Here is a 14,988-nt window from a genome sequence, read left to right on the forward strand (position 1 = left end):
ATGCGGCCCCTGCTTCTGTTTATTTCTTTTGCGCGGCGAACAGCGCATCGAGTTTTTGCTCGAAATCGTGGTAATTGATCGATTCATACAGCTCCATGCGCGTCTGCATGGTGTCGAGCACATTCTTTTGCGTGCCGTCGCGGCGCAGCGCCTGGTAGACGTTTTCCGCCGCCTTGTTCATGGCGCGGAAGGCGGACAGCGGGTACAGCGCCAGGCCCACGTGGGCGCTGCGCAGTTCGTCCAGGGTGAACAGCGGCGTGGAACCGAATTCCGTGATGTTGGCTAGGATCGGCACGTTGACGGCCTTGGCGAAGGTGGCGTACATGTCCAGGTCCGTGATGGCTTCCGGGAAGATCATGTCGGCGCCCGCTTCGACGCAGGCGACGGCGCGTTCCAGTGCCGCTTCCATGCCATCGACGGCCAGCGCATCGGTGCGCGCCATGATGACGAAGTTCGGGTCCGTGCGCGCATCGACGGCCGCCTTGATGCGGTCGACCATTTCTTCCTTGCTCACGATTTCCTTGCCCGGACGGTGGCCGCAGCGCTTGGCGCCCACCTGGTCTTCGATGTGCAGGCCGGCCGCGCCGAACTTGATCATCGATTTCACCGTGCGCGCCACGTTGAAGGCCGATGCACCGAAACCCGTGTCGGCGTCGACCAGCAGCGGCAGGTCGCACACGTCGGTGATGCGGCGGATGTCGGTCAGCACGTCGTCCAGGCTGGAAATGCCCAGGTCGGGCAAGCCCAGCGAGCCGGCCGCGACGCCGCCGCCGGACAGGTAGATGGCCTTGTAACCGGCGCGCTTGGCCAGCAAGGCGTGGTTGGCGTTGATGGCGCCGACGACTTGCAACGGGGATTCTTCCTGGACGGCCTTGCGGAATGCGGCACCTGCGGAGTATTGAGTCATGTGTTCACCTTATGGGTTTCGGATGGTCCCGAATGTTTCACGGAGTGGCTATGAGCATCAGTATTGCAAATGCCGTGCCAGGACCCTTCAGGCTGGACGGAAACCGTCGAATGCAGAGTGAAAAGGCAGGCAAACGGCCATGAGGCCACGCACCATGCGCTGTGGCGCAGCGGAACAGCGATATCACGTTTGGCGGCAAAAATGTTTCACTATTGTTTCACGAAACTCATTTTGAAACATTTATTGAAACACGAAACAGACGCGCAGACAAGGCGATGAAAGCCCAGGCTGGCAAGATGCGCAAAAAAACAGCCGGCGGGCGCCGGCTGATTTATACATCTGATACAACTGATACTACCAAGGCAAACTAGGCCAGCCGCACCAGCGGATTGGCGATGATATTGTCGATCTGGCGCACGGCCTCTTCGCAGGCGGCGGCAATGGCGCCCTCCTCGTCGTCGCGCACGAACTGCATGGTCGAGCCTTCGAACACTTCCAGGCCTTCCGCCGTGGCGCGTTCGATGTCGCAACTGGCCGACCATTTGCCATCGGTGGTGGGCACGGCCAGGGGAACGATTTCCCAGCCTTTATAGTGAATTTTAGAACTGCTATTCATGGGGTGCCTCCTTGGTGACTGACTCAATACTGGAAATCGTAGCATGAAGCGCGACTGGCAGCGACGTGTTTCACGCGCCAGCCGTCGCCAGGCGCACTTTCGGGCTAAACGATTTATGCTGGCTCAAGGGCGCAGCAAATTGTCCACTTCCGTCCTGGCCACTTCCAGGCCCGCCGTGCAAGCCGTCTCGGGCGCCGCATAGCCGCCCAGGGTGCGGCTGCGCGTGATCGCCTGCGCCTCGGGTTGACCTTCGCGCTGCAGGCGGTAGGTAAAATCCCATAAGTCGTCGTTATCCTTTTGCGGGGTCACGGAAATCGTAAAACCGCGGTATTGTTCGCTGCGTGCAGTGATATCGTTCATGAATTCCTCCTTGGAAGAATGAGGTTAGCACGCAGCAAGACACAGGGTGCGCACGGTAGTCGCGCGCATAGCCCCTCGCTTATCTGTTTTCCGCATGTTAAATGTTAATTTTCAACATTTTTTGAACGAAATCTGGCGATATAATGTTATTCCCTGCCCGCCCCCTGCCGCCGTGATGACTCCACAAATCCAAGCATTCTTCGACCCCGCCACCGCCACCGTCACCTATGTTGTCTACGAGGCCGATGGCCGGGACTGCGCCATCATCGATTCCGTGCTCGACTACGACCCGAAAGCAGGCCGCACCTCGACCGCCTCGGCCGACAAGGTGATCGCCTTCGTGCGCGAACATGGCTTGCAGTGCCGCTGGCTGCTGGAAACCCACGCGCACGCCGACCATCTGTCCGCCGCGCCCTATTTGCAGCAGCAGCTGGGCGGCGACGTGGCCATCGGCGCCGCCATCCAGACGGTGCAGCAGGCGTTCGCTGCCGTCTACCACCAGGACGGCGCCAGGGCCGACGGCTCGCAGTTCGACCAGCTGTTCGCGCCCGACCAGGTCTTTCATATCGGCCAGCTGGAAGTGCGCGCCCTGCACGTGCCCGGCCACACGCCGGCCGACCTGGCGTACCAGATCGGCGACGCCGTGTTCGTCGGCGACACCCTGTTCATGCCGGACGTGGGCTCGGCCCGCTGCGATTTCCCCGGCGGCTCCGCTGCCCTGCTGTACCGCTCCGCGCAGCGCTTGCTGTCGCTGCCGCCGCAGACGCGGCTGTTCATGTGCCACGACTACCCGCCCAACGGCCGCGAAGCACGCTGGGAAGTGACGGTGGCCGAACAGCGGGCCAGCAATATCCATTTGCGCGACGGCATCACGGAAGAACAGTTCGTGGCCATGCGCACCAGCCGCGACGCCACCCTCGACATGCCGACCTTGATCCTGCCCGCCATCCAGGTCAACATCAATGCGGGCAAACTGCCCGAGCCGGAAGACAATGGCGTGCGCTACCTGAAGATTCCGCTCAACGCGCTGTAACTCCCACGCGGGCCACGGCCCGCTCCCTCTCTCCCTTCTTCCGCCCCTGGCGCCGCAGGCTGCCAGGCCGGTAGCGCCACGTTCGCCGCACGCCCCCTCCCCCAAGCATCAGGAATCGTGAGCCACGCGCTCAGTATTTACGATTTGCTTCGTCCCCTGCGGCGGCTTATCGTGTACCCGCAATCCGCGCAGCCCGGCCTTCCGGGCCTTGGGCACTTGCCAGCCGGCGCCGGCCTTGTTGCCAGGCGCTCCACTTTTCCTTCCTTTGCCTGGACAGGCGCCACGATGACTTACTTGACATACGCCAGCCCCCTGCCGCCCGTGCCGCCCCTGCGCCGCATCGACGCCGCCGCAGCCAGCCAGCCCGCCAGCGGGGACTGCGCCTGGGAACAAATGCGCGGGCTGGCGCAACGGCTCGCCGCGCGCGAGCCGCTGCTGCGCCCCATGCTCGACGAGCTGATACTGCCGCACGACAGCCCCGCCGGCCTGCTTGCCGCCGTCCTGGCGCAGCGCCTGGGCGCGCGCGACATGCGCCCGGCCGTGCTGCGCCCCCTGTTCGAGGATATTTTAAGCACGCAGCCACCCATCCTGGCCAGCATCGCGGCCGACCTCGCGGCCATCGCGCAGCGTGATCCGGCCTGCCCCGACGCCCTGCACGCACTGCTGAACCTGAAGGGTTTTCATGCGCTGCAGACCTACCGCATGGCGCACCATCTGTGGACGGCGGGCCGCAGCGAGGCGGCGTATTCTCTGTCCAGCCATGCGGCCAGCGTCTTCGGTATCGACATCCATCCGGCCGCGCGCATCGGCGCGGGCATCATGCTCGATCATGGCAGCGGCATCGTCATCGGCGAAACAGCCGTGGTCGACGACAACGTCTCCATCCTGCAAAACGTCACGCTCGGCGGCACCGGCAAGGAGCATGGCGACCGCCATCCGAAGATCCGTTCGGGTGTGATGCTGGGCGCGGGCGCCAAGATCCTCGGCAATATCGAAATCGGCGCCATGAGCAAGGTGGCCGCCGGCAGCGTGGTCCTGCGCGACGTGCCCGCGCATTGCACCGTGGCCGGCATTCCCGGGCGCATCGTCCGCTACCACCAGGCCGACAGCCTGCCCGCCTTCGAGATGGACCAGATGCTGTAGCGCTGCCCATCGCACCATACATGGCGTCAAACGCAACAACAAAGTGCAACTTGTGCGTCTTCCGCCATGCCAAATCCCTCAGTACCATGTAATGACTCTTATTGGATGGATAAGCCCCCTTATGAATTCGCCGTCAAAACCCGTACCACCGAGCCAGCAGGCCTCCCCGGCCGGCGCCGCCATGCGACCCGTGCGCGGCGCCCTTGCCAGCCTGTCCCTCGCGATGCTGCTGCCCGCGCTGGGCACCAGCATCGCCAACGTGGGCCTGCCCGACATGGCCAGGGCCCTGCATGCGCCGTTCCAGGATGTGCAATGGATCGTGCTGTCCTACCTGCTGGCCATCACCGCGCTGATCGTCAGCGTGGGCCGCCTCGGCGACATGATCGGCCGGCGCCGCCTGCTGCTGGCCGGCATCGCCCTGTTCGCCGTTGCCTCCATCCTGTGTGCGCTGGCGCCCACCTTGTGGCTGCTGGTCGCCGCGCGCGCGCTGCAGGGCCTGGGCGCGTCCGTCATGATGGCGCTGACCATGGCCTTCGTCGGCAGCATCGTGCCCAAGGCGCAGACGGGCAGCGCCATGGGCCTGCTCGGCACCATGTCGGCCGTCGGCACCACGCTTGGCCCCGCGCTGGGCGGCCTGCTGATCGCCCGCTTCGGCTGGCAATCTATCTTTCTCGTCAACGTGCCGCTGGCCGGCGTGGCGCTGCTGATGGCCTGGCGCTTCCTACCGACCGACCAGCGCGGCGCCAACGCCAAGCGGCCCGTGTTCGACCACCGCGGCACCCTGCTGCTGGCGCTGACCCTGGCCGCCTATGCGCTGGCCATGACCCTGGGGCGCGGCCATTTCGGCATGCGCAACGTGGCGCTGCTGCTGACCGCCTGCGTGGGCGCCGCCCTGTTCGTGTATGTGGAACTGAAGGCGCCGGCGCCGCTGATCCGCCTGGCCATGCTGCGCGCGCCCGTGCTCAGCGCCGGCCTGGCGACCAGCATGCTGGTGTCGACGGTCATGATGTCCACGCTGGTGGTTGGCCCGTTCTACCTGGCGCGCGGCCTGTGTCTGGGCACGGCTGTCACCGGCATGGTGCTGGCGGCCGGACCGCTGGTGGCGGCGTTCTGCGGCGTGCCGTCCGGCTGGCTGGTGGACCGCTACGGCGCGCAGCGCATGGGCGGCGCGGGCCTGTGCGGCGCAGCCGCCGCCTGCCTGGCGCTGTCGCTGATGCCCGCCAGCCTGGGCATCCCCGGCTACGTCGCACCGATCATGCTGCTCACGGCCAGCTACGCGCTGTTCCAGGCGGCCAACAATACGGCCGTGATGGGCGACATCGTCCCCGACCAGCGCGGCCTCATTTCCGGCATGCTCAATCTGTCGCGCAATCTGGGCCTCGTCACGGGCGCCTCCGTGATGGGCGCCGTCTTCGCTTTTTTCGCCAGCGCCAGCGATCTCGCCAGCGCCCAGCCAGCCGCCATGATCCGTGGCATGCACGCCACCTTTGCCGTCGCCAGCGCGCTGATACTCGCCGCGCTGGCCATTTTCACGCTCGGCCGCGCCCTGGCCAAGCCCCCTACGCCTTCTGGAGACCCCGCATGATGCGCCCCCGTCCGATTCCGTCCCTGCCCGTCCCGCTGTTACTGCTGCTGGCCCTGGCCTGCAGCGCCACCTTATCCGGCTGCGGCCGTTCCCAGGCCGCGCCTGGCGGCCCGCCACCCAAGCCCACCGTGTCCGTGGCGCTGCCGGAAACGTCAATGGTGCAGGCCACCCTCGACTACACGGGCCGCATCGAACCGTCGCAGCGCGTGGAAGTGCGCTCGCGCGTGTCCGGCTATTTGCAGCAGATCGCCTTTCGCGACGGCCAGCAGGTCAAGGCCGGCGATGCGCTGTTCGTCATCGACCCGCGCCCCTTCGCGGCGGCGCGCGACCGCGCCCAGGCCAGCCTGGCCCAGGCCAATGCGCGCAGCAAGCTGGCCAAGGCCCAGTTCGAGCGCAGCAGCCGGCTGCAGCAAACGGGCGCGGCCAGCACCGAGGAGCTGGAACGGGCGCGCGGCGAACTGGAAGGCGCGCAGGCGGCCGTCATGCTGAGCCAGGCGGAATTGCGCAGCGCCGAACTGGAACTGTCCTTCACCACCATGCGCGCGCCGATCGCCGGCACCGTGTCGGACCGCCGCGTCGATGTCGGCAACTATGTGGCCGGCGGCGCGGCGCAGGGCGGCGTGCTGACCACCATCGTCGCGCACAGCCCCGTGCGCGCCATGGTCGACCTGTCGGAAGCGGATTTCCAGCGCCTGCGCCAGCAAAGCAAGCTGCCATCGAAGGTGCAGCTGGCGCTCGACGGCGGCGGCCCCGCCCAGGATGCCAGCGTCGATTTTGTCGACAACGAAATCAGCGCCCGCTCGGGCACGGTGCGCCTGCGCGCCAGCCTGGCCAACGCCGACCGCGCCGTCATGCCGGGCAGTTTTGCGCGCGTGCGCATCCCCGTCGGCAAGGCGCAGGAGCGCTTGCTGGTGCCCGACGCCGCCATCCTCAGCGACCAGAACAAAAAAATGGTGTTCGTCGTGGACGCGGCGGGCAAGGTGGCGCCGCGCAAGCTGGAGCTGGGCGGCCTGCAGGGCGACAAGCAGATCGTGCTGTCCGGCCTCACGCCGCAGGACCGGGTCATCGTCTCCGGCGCGGCCAAGGTGCGCCCCGGCGACCAGGTGCTGGTGGCCGCTCCCCGCGCCAACGGCGCATAAGGAGAGACCATGCGCTTTTCCCAATTTTTCATCCGCCGTCCCGTGTTTGCCATCGTGCTGTCGATCCTGATCACGCTGGTGGGCGCGGTGTCGGCCATGCGCCTGCCGATCTCGGAGTTTCCCGAGATCGTGCCGCCCACGGTGACCGTGAAGGCCAACTACCCGGGCGCCTCGGCGCAGGAAATCGCCGATACCGTCGCCGCGCCGATCGAACAGGAAATCAACGGCGTCGACGGCATGCTCTACATGTCCTCGCAATCGGTGGGCGACGGCAAGCTGACCATCAGCGTGGTCTTCAAGCCGGGCACCAACGTCGAGCAGGCCCAGTCGCTGGTGCAGAACCGCGTGGCGGTGGCCGAAGCGCGCCTGCCCGAAGCCGTGCGCCGCCTGGGGCTGGCCGTCAAGAAGGCCTCGCCCGACCTGCTGATGGTGGTGCTGTTCGATTCCCCGAAAGGCACGCGCGACCAGCAATACATTTCCAACTTCATCGGCACGGCCATCAAGGACAAGCTGGCCCGCGTCGAGGGCGTGGGCGACATCTATACGCGCGGCGCGCGCGACTTCTCGATGCGCATCTGGCTCGACCCGGCGCGCGTGGCCTCGCTGGGCCTGACGGCGCCGGAAGTCATCGCGGCCGTGCGGCAAGCGAACTCGCAGGTCGCCGCCGGGGTGCTGAACCAGCCGCCGGGCGGCAGCGACGGCGCCTACCAGGTGCAGGTGCAGGCGCAAAGCCGTTTGCGCGACGTGGCCGAATTCGAGGCGATCGTCGTGGCCGCCCATGCGGACGGCGGCGTGGTGCGCCTGCGCGACGTGGCGCGCGTCGAGATGGGCGCGCAGGACTACACGGAAAGCGGCTTCGTCGACAACCGCACGGCCATCGCGCTGGGCATCAGCCTGCTGCCCGGCTCGAACGCGCTGGCCACGGGCGACCGCGTGCTGGCCCAGCTGGCCAAGATGGAAGGCGAGTTCCCGCAGGACGTGGCCTACCATGCCTATTACAACCCGACCGAATTCATCCGCTCCTCGATCGACAAGGTGCGCGACACCATCTTCGAGGCGGCGCTGCTGGTGTGCCTGGCCATGCTGCTGTTCCTCGGCTCGTGGCGCGCCGCCATCATTCCCATCCTGGCCATTCCCGTGTCCCTGGTCGGCACCTTCACGGTGCTGGCCGCGATGGGCTATACCCTCAATACCCTGTCGCTGTTCGGCCTGGTGCTGGCCATCGGCATCGTCGTCGATGACGCCATCGTGGTGGTGGAAAACGTCGAGCGCCACATGGAGGAAGGCATGAGCCCCGTCGCCGCGGCGCAGCGCAGCATGAACGAAGTGGGCTTCGCCCTCGTCGCCATCGCGCTGGTGCTGGTGGCCGTGTTCGTGCCGACGGCCTTCATCGACGGCATCTCCGGCATGTTCTACCGCCAGTTCGCCGTCACCATCGCCGCCTCCACCGTGATCTCGGCGCTGGTCTCGTTGACATTGTCGCCGGCCCTGGCCGCGCTGCTGCTCAAGCCGCAGCACGATGCCAACAGCCTGGGCGCGCGCTGGATGGTCATCTTCAACCGCGGCTTTTCCCGCCTGACGGGCGGCTACGTGCGGCTGACAGGGCGCATCCTCTCCCGGCGCTGGCTGATGCTGCCCGTGTACCTGCTGCTGGCGGGCCTGACCCTGTGGCGCCTGGACGTGACGCCGCGCGGTTTCGTGCCGCAGCTGGACCGCGGCTACGCCATCGTCTCGATCCAGCTGCCGGCCGGCTCGACCCTGGCGCGCACGAGCGAAGTGGTGCAGGACGCCACGGCCCGCCTGATGAGCCATCCCGGCGTGGCCCACACGGCCGCCTTCGTCGGCACGGACGGCGCCACGTTTACGTCGGCGCCCAATACGGCCGTCATCTTCACCATGTTCAAGGACTTCGGCGCGCGCGCCAGCGATGGCCTGGACGGCCCGGCCATGCTGGGCGCGATGCGCGCCAGGCTGGCGCCCATCAGCGCGGCGCGCGTGATGGTGATACCGCCGCCTTCCGTGCCCGGCATCGGCACGGGCGGCGGCTTCAAGCTGATGCTGCGCGACACGGGCGGCCTGGGACCGCAAGCCTTGCAGGCCGCCGCGCGCGGCATCGCCGAGGAAGCGGGCAAGCTGCCTTCGGTGATGGGCGCCTTCACGCCGTTCAACGCCATGAGCCCGCAGATCAAGGTTGAACTGGACCGCACCAAGGCCGAATACCTGGGCGTGCCGCTGCTGCGCGTGAACGAAACCCTGCAAAGCTACATGGCGCCCGTCTTCGTCAACGACATGAACCTGATGGGGCGGGTCTGGCGCGTCACGGCCCAGGCGGACGCGCCCTACCGGCGCAACGTGGCCGACCTGGCCGCGCTGAAGACGCGCGCCGCCAACGGCGACATGGTCCCGCTGGGCAGCGTGGCCACCTTCAGCGAAGGCACGGCGCCGTTCCGCGTGCCGCGCTACAACCTGTATCCGGCCGCCGAAATCCAGGGCAGCACCAAGCCTGGCTACTCGACGGGGCAAACCATCGCCGCGATGGAAGAGCTGCTCAAGGCGCGCCTGCCGGCCGGCTTCGACTACGAATGGACGGAACTGGCGCTGCAGGAAAAACACGCGGGCGGCAGCACCGGCATGGTGCTGGGCCTGGCCGTGCTGCTCGTGTATCTGCTGCTGGCGGCGCTGTTTGAAAGCTGGCTGCTGCCCCTGTCCGTCGTGCTGATCGTGCCCAGCTGCGTGCTGGCCACGCTGGTCGGCGTATCGTGGCGCGGCCTGGACAACAACGTGCTGACGCAGATCAGCATCGTGGTGCTGATCGGCCTGGCGGCCAAGAATGCCATCCTGATCGTCGAATTCGCGCGCCAGGCGATGGCGGCCGGTGCCGATGCGCGCGAAGCGGCCATCGCCGCCGCCCGCACGCGCCTGCGGCCCATCCTGATGACCTCACTGGCCTTTTTGCTGGGCGCGATACCGCTGATGATGTCTTCCGGCGCAGGCGCGGAAATGCGCCAGTCGATGGGCACGGCCGTCTTCGCCGGCATGCTGGGCGTGACCTTGTCGGGCCTGTTGTTTACACCGTTGTTTTTCACCTTGCTGAGCAGGCGCCGCACGGCGCCCGCCGCACGCACGGTCGCGCTGGGAGAAGCCGCATGAGCCGCACACACCGCATGAACAATGTGAACACGCGCCGCGCCGCGCCCCTACTGGCGGCGGCCATGCTGGTACTGGCCGGCTGCAGCGTCGGCACACCCACGGCGACGCGGGCACTCGACACGGCGCAACTGCCGGCCCTGCCCTCGGCCGCCGGCGCACCGGAGCTGCAGGCCGGCGCGCCGCCGGCGCTGTGGTGGCAGGCACTGGGCGACGCCAGGCTGGAGCAATTGGTGAAACGCGCCTGGCAAGACAATTACGACGTGCGCATCGCCGCCGCGCGCCTGGCCAGCGCCAGCGAATACACGCAAGCGGCGCGCGGCGCACGCCTGCCGACGGTGGATCTCGATGCCCAGGCCGGGCGCGCGCGCCTGGCCGCTATCGAGAGCAGCGACGGCCAGCCGCATATCGCCTCGCCGGTGCAGTGGAACGCCGCCTTCAGTTGGGAGCTCGACCTGTTCGGCCGCGTGCGCCACAGCATCGCCGCCGCCGAGGCCACGGCGGACGAACGCGCGGCCGTGCGCGACGACGTGCGGCGCCTGATCCTGGCGCAGGTGGTGGATGCCTACCTGGTGCTGCGCGGCGCGCAGCAGATGCGCGCCAGCCTGCAGGAGCAATTATCGAACCAGTCCGGCACCTTGCGGCTGGTGCGCGAGCGCGAGGACGCGGGCCGCGCCGCGCCGGCCGAACGCATGCGCGCCGAGGCGCAAATGCGCCTGGCCAGCGCCCGCCTGCCCAGTCTGAATGCAGAGGAACGGGTGGCGCGCAACCGCCTGGCGACCCTCACGGGGCAGCGCCTCGATGCGCCGGAACTGGCGGCGCTCGACCAGCCGATGCCGCTGGCGCTGCCGCAGACCCTGCTGACGGATGAACCGGCCCACCTGCTGCTGCGCCGGCCCGACGTGCGCGCGGCCGAACGCGCGCTGGCGGCGGCCAGCGCCCGCGAAGGCGCGGCCATCGCCGAGCGCTTCCCGCGCATCAGCCTTGGCGCGCTCTTCGGCGCCTCCGGCGTGGCCGGCGACTGGAATGGCGGCGATGCGGCGCGCTGGCATGCGGGCGCCGCCTTTACCCTGCCGCTGTTCGATGGCGGCACGCGCCGCGCCCGCGCCCGCGCGGCCGGCGCCGAAGTGCTGGCCGCGCAGGCCGGCTTCGACAAGGCGCTGGCGCTGGCGCTGGAGGAAACGGACAGCGCCATCGCGCAATGGGTGCAGCTGCGCAGCCGCCATGCGGAATTGCGCGAGGCGCACCAGCTGGCGCAGGAAAGCGCGCGCCTGGCCAGGGTGCGCTACCAGGAAGGCGCGGAAAGCCTGCTCGGCGTGCTCGAAGCGGAACGCATCGCGCTGGCCACGCAGGAGCAGCTGGTGACGGCGCACCGCGACGTGGCCATCGCCACGGCCCATGGCTACACGGCCATGGCGGGCGGCTTCGACGGGCCCGTGCCGCGCTAGGATAACGCTGCCGGCAGCGTCAGGCGGCGCCTGTCTGGCCGGCGCAGGCGTCCACCACGCAGCCGCGCAGCCAGCGGTGGGCGGGGTCGGCATCCATGCGCGGATGCCACATCAGGGAAACAGTCAGGTCCGGCATGCGCAGCGGCAGCGCAAAGCTGAACATGCCGGCGCGCAGATTGCCCGTATGCCGCTCCGGCACGGTGGCGATCAGGTCGGAGCCGGCGGCCAGCGCCAGCGCGGCCGTAAAGCCGCCGACGATGCTGGTGATGCTGCGCTGCAGTCCCAGCGCGGCCAGCGCGTCATCCATCGGTCCCTTATCCTGGTCGCGCCGCGCCACCAGCACGTGCTGGCCAGCCGCATAGCGCTCGGCGCTGATCTCGCCCTGCGCCAGCGCATGGCCGCTGCGCACCACGCCCACGAAACGGTCGCCGAACAGGCGGCGCGTGCGCACTTCCGGACTCGTGAAACTGCCGATCACGCCCGTCTCCAGGTCGATGCTGCCCTCGCGCAGCTGCACGCTTTCACGGTCGACCTTTTGCACGAAGCGCAGACGCACGCCGGGCGCCTGCGCGCCGATATGCGCAAGCAGCGCGGGACCGAAATTTTCCACGAAACCGTCGCTCGAACGCAGCGTGAACGTCTGCTCCAGCTGGCGCGGATCGAGCCGTTGCGCCGGTCCCAGCACGGCCAGCACCTCGCCCACCAGGGGGCCCACCCGTTCGCGCAATTCCAGCGCGCGCGGCGTGGGCACGAGTTCACGCCCGGCGCGCACGAGCAGCGGATCGCCGGTCGTCTCGCGCAGCCGCGCCAGGGCGCGGCTCATGGCCGATGGACTGAGGCGCAAGCGCCGCGCGGCGCGCGTGACGCTGCCTTCCGCAAGCAGGACATCGAGGGTGATTAACAGGTTCAGATCGGGTATCGACATAGTTTCTTACCTTAGCATGATTTATTGGGTCCATGGCGCCAGACGCATGGATACATTGTGCGCCGCACGCCTTCCGGCGCACCCGGCGCGGCGCTACGATGGACGCATCGCCACTTCGATCGACAACGACATGCAAGCCACTCTTGCTCCTGGCGCCGGCCCCGTCGCGCGCTCCCGTTTTCCGCTGCCAGACATGCCGCTGCGGCCGATGGACAGCGCCGACTGGAACCGGCGCCACGCTGGCGATAATGCCGCCGCGGCGTCCGACGCCAGCGCCGTACTGGCCGCCGAAGTGGCCGGCCTCGCATCTGGCAGCGCGCTCGACCTGGCCTGCGGCACCGGGCGCCACGCGGTCTGGCTGGCGCAGCAAGGCTGGCAAGTGCGGGCCGTCGACTACGCCACGGCGGGACTCGACAAGGGCCGGCAACTGGCGCGCGCACGCCAGGTCGAGGCGCACATCGATTTCGTGCTGGCCGACCTGCGCCACTATGCCCTCGGCGCCGGCCGCCATGACCTGGTGCTGCTGGCCTATTTGCACCTGCCGCAGCAGGAACTGACGCCGATACTGGCGCGCGCGGCCAGGGCCGTGGCGCCCGGCGGCACTTTCCTGCTACTGGCGCACGACGAGGACAGCTTCGCGCATGGCCACGGCGGGCCGCAGCATCCCGAACTGCTCTACCGCCTGGACCGGGTACTGGCCTTGCTGGGCGCGGCCTTCCACATCGACAAGGCGGGCCGCACCGGCAGCGGAGAGACCTCCGGCCTGCTGGTGCGCGCCCGGCGCAAGATTGACGACGCGGCCCAAGGCGCCCCCGCAGCGGCGCCAGGGAGCGCCAATTGAAACGCCTGCTATCGTGGGCGGCGAGTTTCATTGCGCCCGACAGCCCGGCGCAGGTCCAGCAGCCAAATACGGAACAGGAGCAGGAACAGGAACAGGACGACAGCGAAGAAAAAACGTCATCCGCGCCGGCCGACGCCTATCCGCTCGACGCCACCGGCTGGGGCACCTGCGGCTGGCCACTGTAAGCACATCGTCAGGTCAGCACGCGCGGCCACTCTCAGGCACCTGTACCAGCACGCCATCGGCCAGCCAGCGCAGCAGCAAGGGGGCCGGCGCGAATGGCGCGGCAGCCTTGTCCAGCAAGTGCGCCTGCTGCGCCGCCGCCAGCGCAGCGCCCAGGGTGGCCCCGCCAGCGAGCACGTCCAGCGCCCCGGCTTCCACCACGTCGATCTCGCGCACGCACGGCGTCCAGCCATGGCGGTACACGAGCGCCAGCGTGTCGCCCACGGGGTCGGCCGGCATGGCGTACTGCGCCACGGCGTCGTGCGCCAGCCAGATCGCCGCCGCGCGCCAGGGCGAGCGGTACAGCACGGCCGCCGGATGCAGCGCCAGCCGCCAGGCATCGACCTGGCCTGCCCCGGCCGCCTGCACGTCGCGCAAGGTCAGGGCCACTGTGTCGGGCGCGCCATGGGCCTGGTGCAGCAGCCATTCCAGGCGCGCCACGTCGGCAAAATAGCCATGCGCGGCGGCCGGCGGCCAGGTCGCAAGAAACACCGGCAGGCTGGCGCCGAAACGGGCCAGGTCCGCGCTGCGCGACGGATGCGCATCGCCGTAGGCATGCGCCATGGCGAGGAACCAGGACGCGCCGCCCAGCGCGCGCAGCACGGGATACACAAGTTCCAGCGAGCGCGCGTGGTGCTGGCGCAGCGCCTGGCCGTGACGCGCCAGGGCGCCGGCGCCGCGCGCATCAACGCCAAGCCACGGCGCCAGCGCGGCCGCATCGGGCGTGCGCGCGCCGATCTGCGCGCCGAACGCGGCCTGCAGACGCGCCAGTTCCTCAAGCGTCATCGCATGCCGCCAGTGCCGCCGGCGCAAGCGCTTCGCCAGCCAGCGCCCGCGCACGGGCCACTTCGTCGAGCAAAATGGCCAGCGGCGGCAGATTGGTATCCCATTCGACCAGGGTGGGCAGCGGGCCGTAGCGGCGCAAGGCGGCGCGGTACAGTTCCCACACGGGACCGGCCACGGGCGCGCCATGGTGGTCGACCAGCAGGCCGCCATCTTCGCAGTGGCCAGCCAGGTGCAGTTCGCCGACCAGGCCCGGCGCCAGCGACGCCATTGCGGCCAGCGCATCCTCGCCGTGGTTGCATTGATTGACGTACAGGTTGTTGATGTCCAGCAGCACGCCGCAACCGGTGCGGCGCGCCACGCAGGCGAGGAACTCCGTCTCGCCCCAGCTGTCGCCGGGAAAACGCAAATAGGTAGAGACGTTCTCCAGCAGGATCGGGCGGCGCAGCACTTCCTGCACCAGGTCCACGCGCTGGCAGACCAGTTCCAGGCTCGCGCCGTTCAGCGGCAGCGGCAGCAAGTCGTTGAGCACGGCGTCGCCGGTGGCGCCCCAGCACAGGTGCTCGGACACCAGCATCGGCTCGATGCGTGCGGCCAGGCGGGCGATGCGCTCCACGTGCGCGCGCGAAAAGCCATGCACGGAACCGAGGCCCATGCCGACACCATGCAGCGAGACGGGATAGTCGGCGCGCAAGGTCTCGAGCACATGCAGGTCCCAGCCGCCTTCGGCCAGGTAATTCTCACTGTGGACCTCGAGCCAGTCCACGGGCTGGCGCCGCGCCAGCATGTCGCGGTAATGCGCGCCGCGCAGGCCGATGCCCACCAGGGGCGCGGCCATC

The 14,988-nt window shown here is 68.6% G+C and carries 14 protein-coding genes; 8 read left to right on the top strand and 6 right to left on the bottom strand.

Features of this window, described 5'->3' with window-relative positions; genetic code table 11:
• Window positions 1-19: 19 nt before the first annotated feature.
• From prpB to MRBLMS1_RS03485, 3 genes are all read right to left on the bottom strand, one after another.
• Window positions 20-907: a methylisocitrate lyase gene (prpB, locus tag MRBLMS1_RS03475; RefSeq protein ID WP_128142739.1), complete on the bottom strand. Its 888-nt coding sequence runs from the start codon at window positions 905-907 to the stop codon at window positions 20-22.
• Window positions 908-1,274: 367 nt separating this feature from the next.
• Window positions 1,275-1,523, bottom strand: coding sequence for a hypothetical protein (locus MRBLMS1_RS03480; RefSeq protein WP_034751890.1), 249 nt, complete (start codon window positions 1,521-1,523; stop codon window positions 1,275-1,277).
• A gap of 123 nt (window positions 1,524-1,646) precedes the next feature.
• A complete protein-coding gene (locus MRBLMS1_RS03485; RefSeq protein WP_485877843.1) occupies window positions 1,647-1,883 on the bottom strand; it encodes a hypothetical protein in 237 nt (78 codons plus the stop codon).
• 175 nt (window positions 1,884-2,058) lie between these two features.
• Here MRBLMS1_RS03485 and MRBLMS1_RS03490 point away from each other — a divergent pair, with 175 nt between their 5' ends.
• From MRBLMS1_RS03490 to MRBLMS1_RS03515, 6 genes are all read left to right on the top strand, one after another.
• Window positions 2,059-2,916, top strand: a complete 858-nt coding sequence (locus MRBLMS1_RS03490) for an MBL fold metallo-hydrolase (RefSeq protein ID WP_139089667.1) — start codon at window positions 2,059-2,061, stop codon at window positions 2,914-2,916.
• 285 nt (window positions 2,917-3,201) lie between these two features.
• Entirely contained in the window at window positions 3,202-4,059 is an 858-nt protein-coding gene (gene cysE / locus MRBLMS1_RS03495) for a serine O-acetyltransferase (RefSeq protein WP_485877844.1), read from the top strand.
• A gap of 121 nt (window positions 4,060-4,180) precedes the next feature.
• The gene (locus MRBLMS1_RS03500; RefSeq protein WP_485877846.1) at window positions 4,181-5,644 is read left to right on the top strand and encodes an MFS transporter; all 1,464 of its coding nucleotides are present in this window, start codon (window positions 4,181-4,183) and stop codon (window positions 5,642-5,644) included.
• The gene (locus MRBLMS1_RS03505) at window positions 5,641-6,783 is read left to right on the top strand and encodes an efflux RND transporter periplasmic adaptor subunit (RefSeq protein ID WP_128142736.1); all 1,143 of its coding nucleotides are present in this window, start codon (window positions 5,641-5,643) and stop codon (window positions 6,781-6,783) included. The genes MRBLMS1_RS03500 and MRBLMS1_RS03505 overlap by 4 nt, the downstream gene beginning before the upstream one ends.
• Window positions 6,784-6,792: 9 nt before the next feature.
• Entirely contained in the window at window positions 6,793-9,933 is a 3,141-nt protein-coding gene (locus MRBLMS1_RS03510; RefSeq protein WP_485877848.1) for an efflux RND transporter permease subunit, read from the top strand.
• Window positions 9,930-11,378 (top strand): efflux transporter outer membrane subunit, encoded by a 1,449-nt coding sequence (locus MRBLMS1_RS03515; RefSeq protein ID WP_485877849.1) that lies wholly within the window; start codon window positions 9,930-9,932, stop codon window positions 11,376-11,378. The genes MRBLMS1_RS03510 and MRBLMS1_RS03515 overlap by 4 nt, the downstream gene beginning before the upstream one ends.
• A gap of 19 nt (window positions 11,379-11,397) precedes the next feature.
• Here MRBLMS1_RS03515 and MRBLMS1_RS03520 read toward each other — a convergent pair whose 3' ends face one another.
• On the bottom strand, window positions 11,398-12,303 hold the full coding sequence (locus MRBLMS1_RS03520; RefSeq protein WP_128142734.1) for a LysR family transcriptional regulator: 906 nt from the start codon (window positions 12,301-12,303) through the stop codon (window positions 11,398-11,400).
• 46 nt (window positions 12,304-12,349) lie between these two features.
• Here MRBLMS1_RS03520 and MRBLMS1_RS03525 point away from each other — a divergent pair, with 46 nt between their 5' ends.
• Together MRBLMS1_RS03525 and MRBLMS1_RS03530 are read left to right on the top strand one after the other, a co-directional pair.
• Window positions 12,350-13,144: a class I SAM-dependent methyltransferase gene (locus MRBLMS1_RS03525; protein WP_485877851.1), complete on the top strand. Its 795-nt coding sequence runs from the start codon at window positions 12,350-12,352 to the stop codon at window positions 13,142-13,144.
• Window positions 13,141-13,329: a hypothetical protein gene (locus MRBLMS1_RS03530; protein ID WP_456150263.1), complete on the top strand. Its 189-nt coding sequence runs from the start codon at window positions 13,141-13,143 to the stop codon at window positions 13,327-13,329. The genes MRBLMS1_RS03525 and MRBLMS1_RS03530 overlap by 4 nt, the downstream gene beginning before the upstream one ends.
• Window positions 13,330-13,342: 13 nt before the next feature.
• Here the strand turns inward: MRBLMS1_RS03530 and MRBLMS1_RS03535 are convergent, their stop codons facing one another.
• Both MRBLMS1_RS03535 and bufB read right to left on the bottom strand, forming a co-directional pair.
• Window positions 13,343-14,152 (bottom strand): HvfC/BufC family peptide modification chaperone, encoded by an 810-nt coding sequence (locus MRBLMS1_RS03535; protein ID WP_485877853.1) that lies wholly within the window; start codon window positions 14,150-14,152, stop codon window positions 13,343-13,345.
• Entirely contained in the window at window positions 14,142-14,987 is an 846-nt protein-coding gene (gene bufB / locus MRBLMS1_RS03540; RefSeq protein WP_485877855.1) for an MNIO family bufferin maturase, read from the bottom strand. The genes MRBLMS1_RS03535 and bufB overlap by 11 nt, the downstream gene beginning before the upstream one ends.
• Between the last annotated feature and the right edge of the window lies 1 nt (window position 14,988).

The sequence above is a fragment of the Massilia sp. LMS1-1-1.1 genome, from assembly GCF_040815535.1.
GTDB lineage: Bacteria > Pseudomonadota > Gammaproteobacteria > Burkholderiales > Burkholderiaceae_D > Janthinobacterium > Janthinobacterium aestuarii.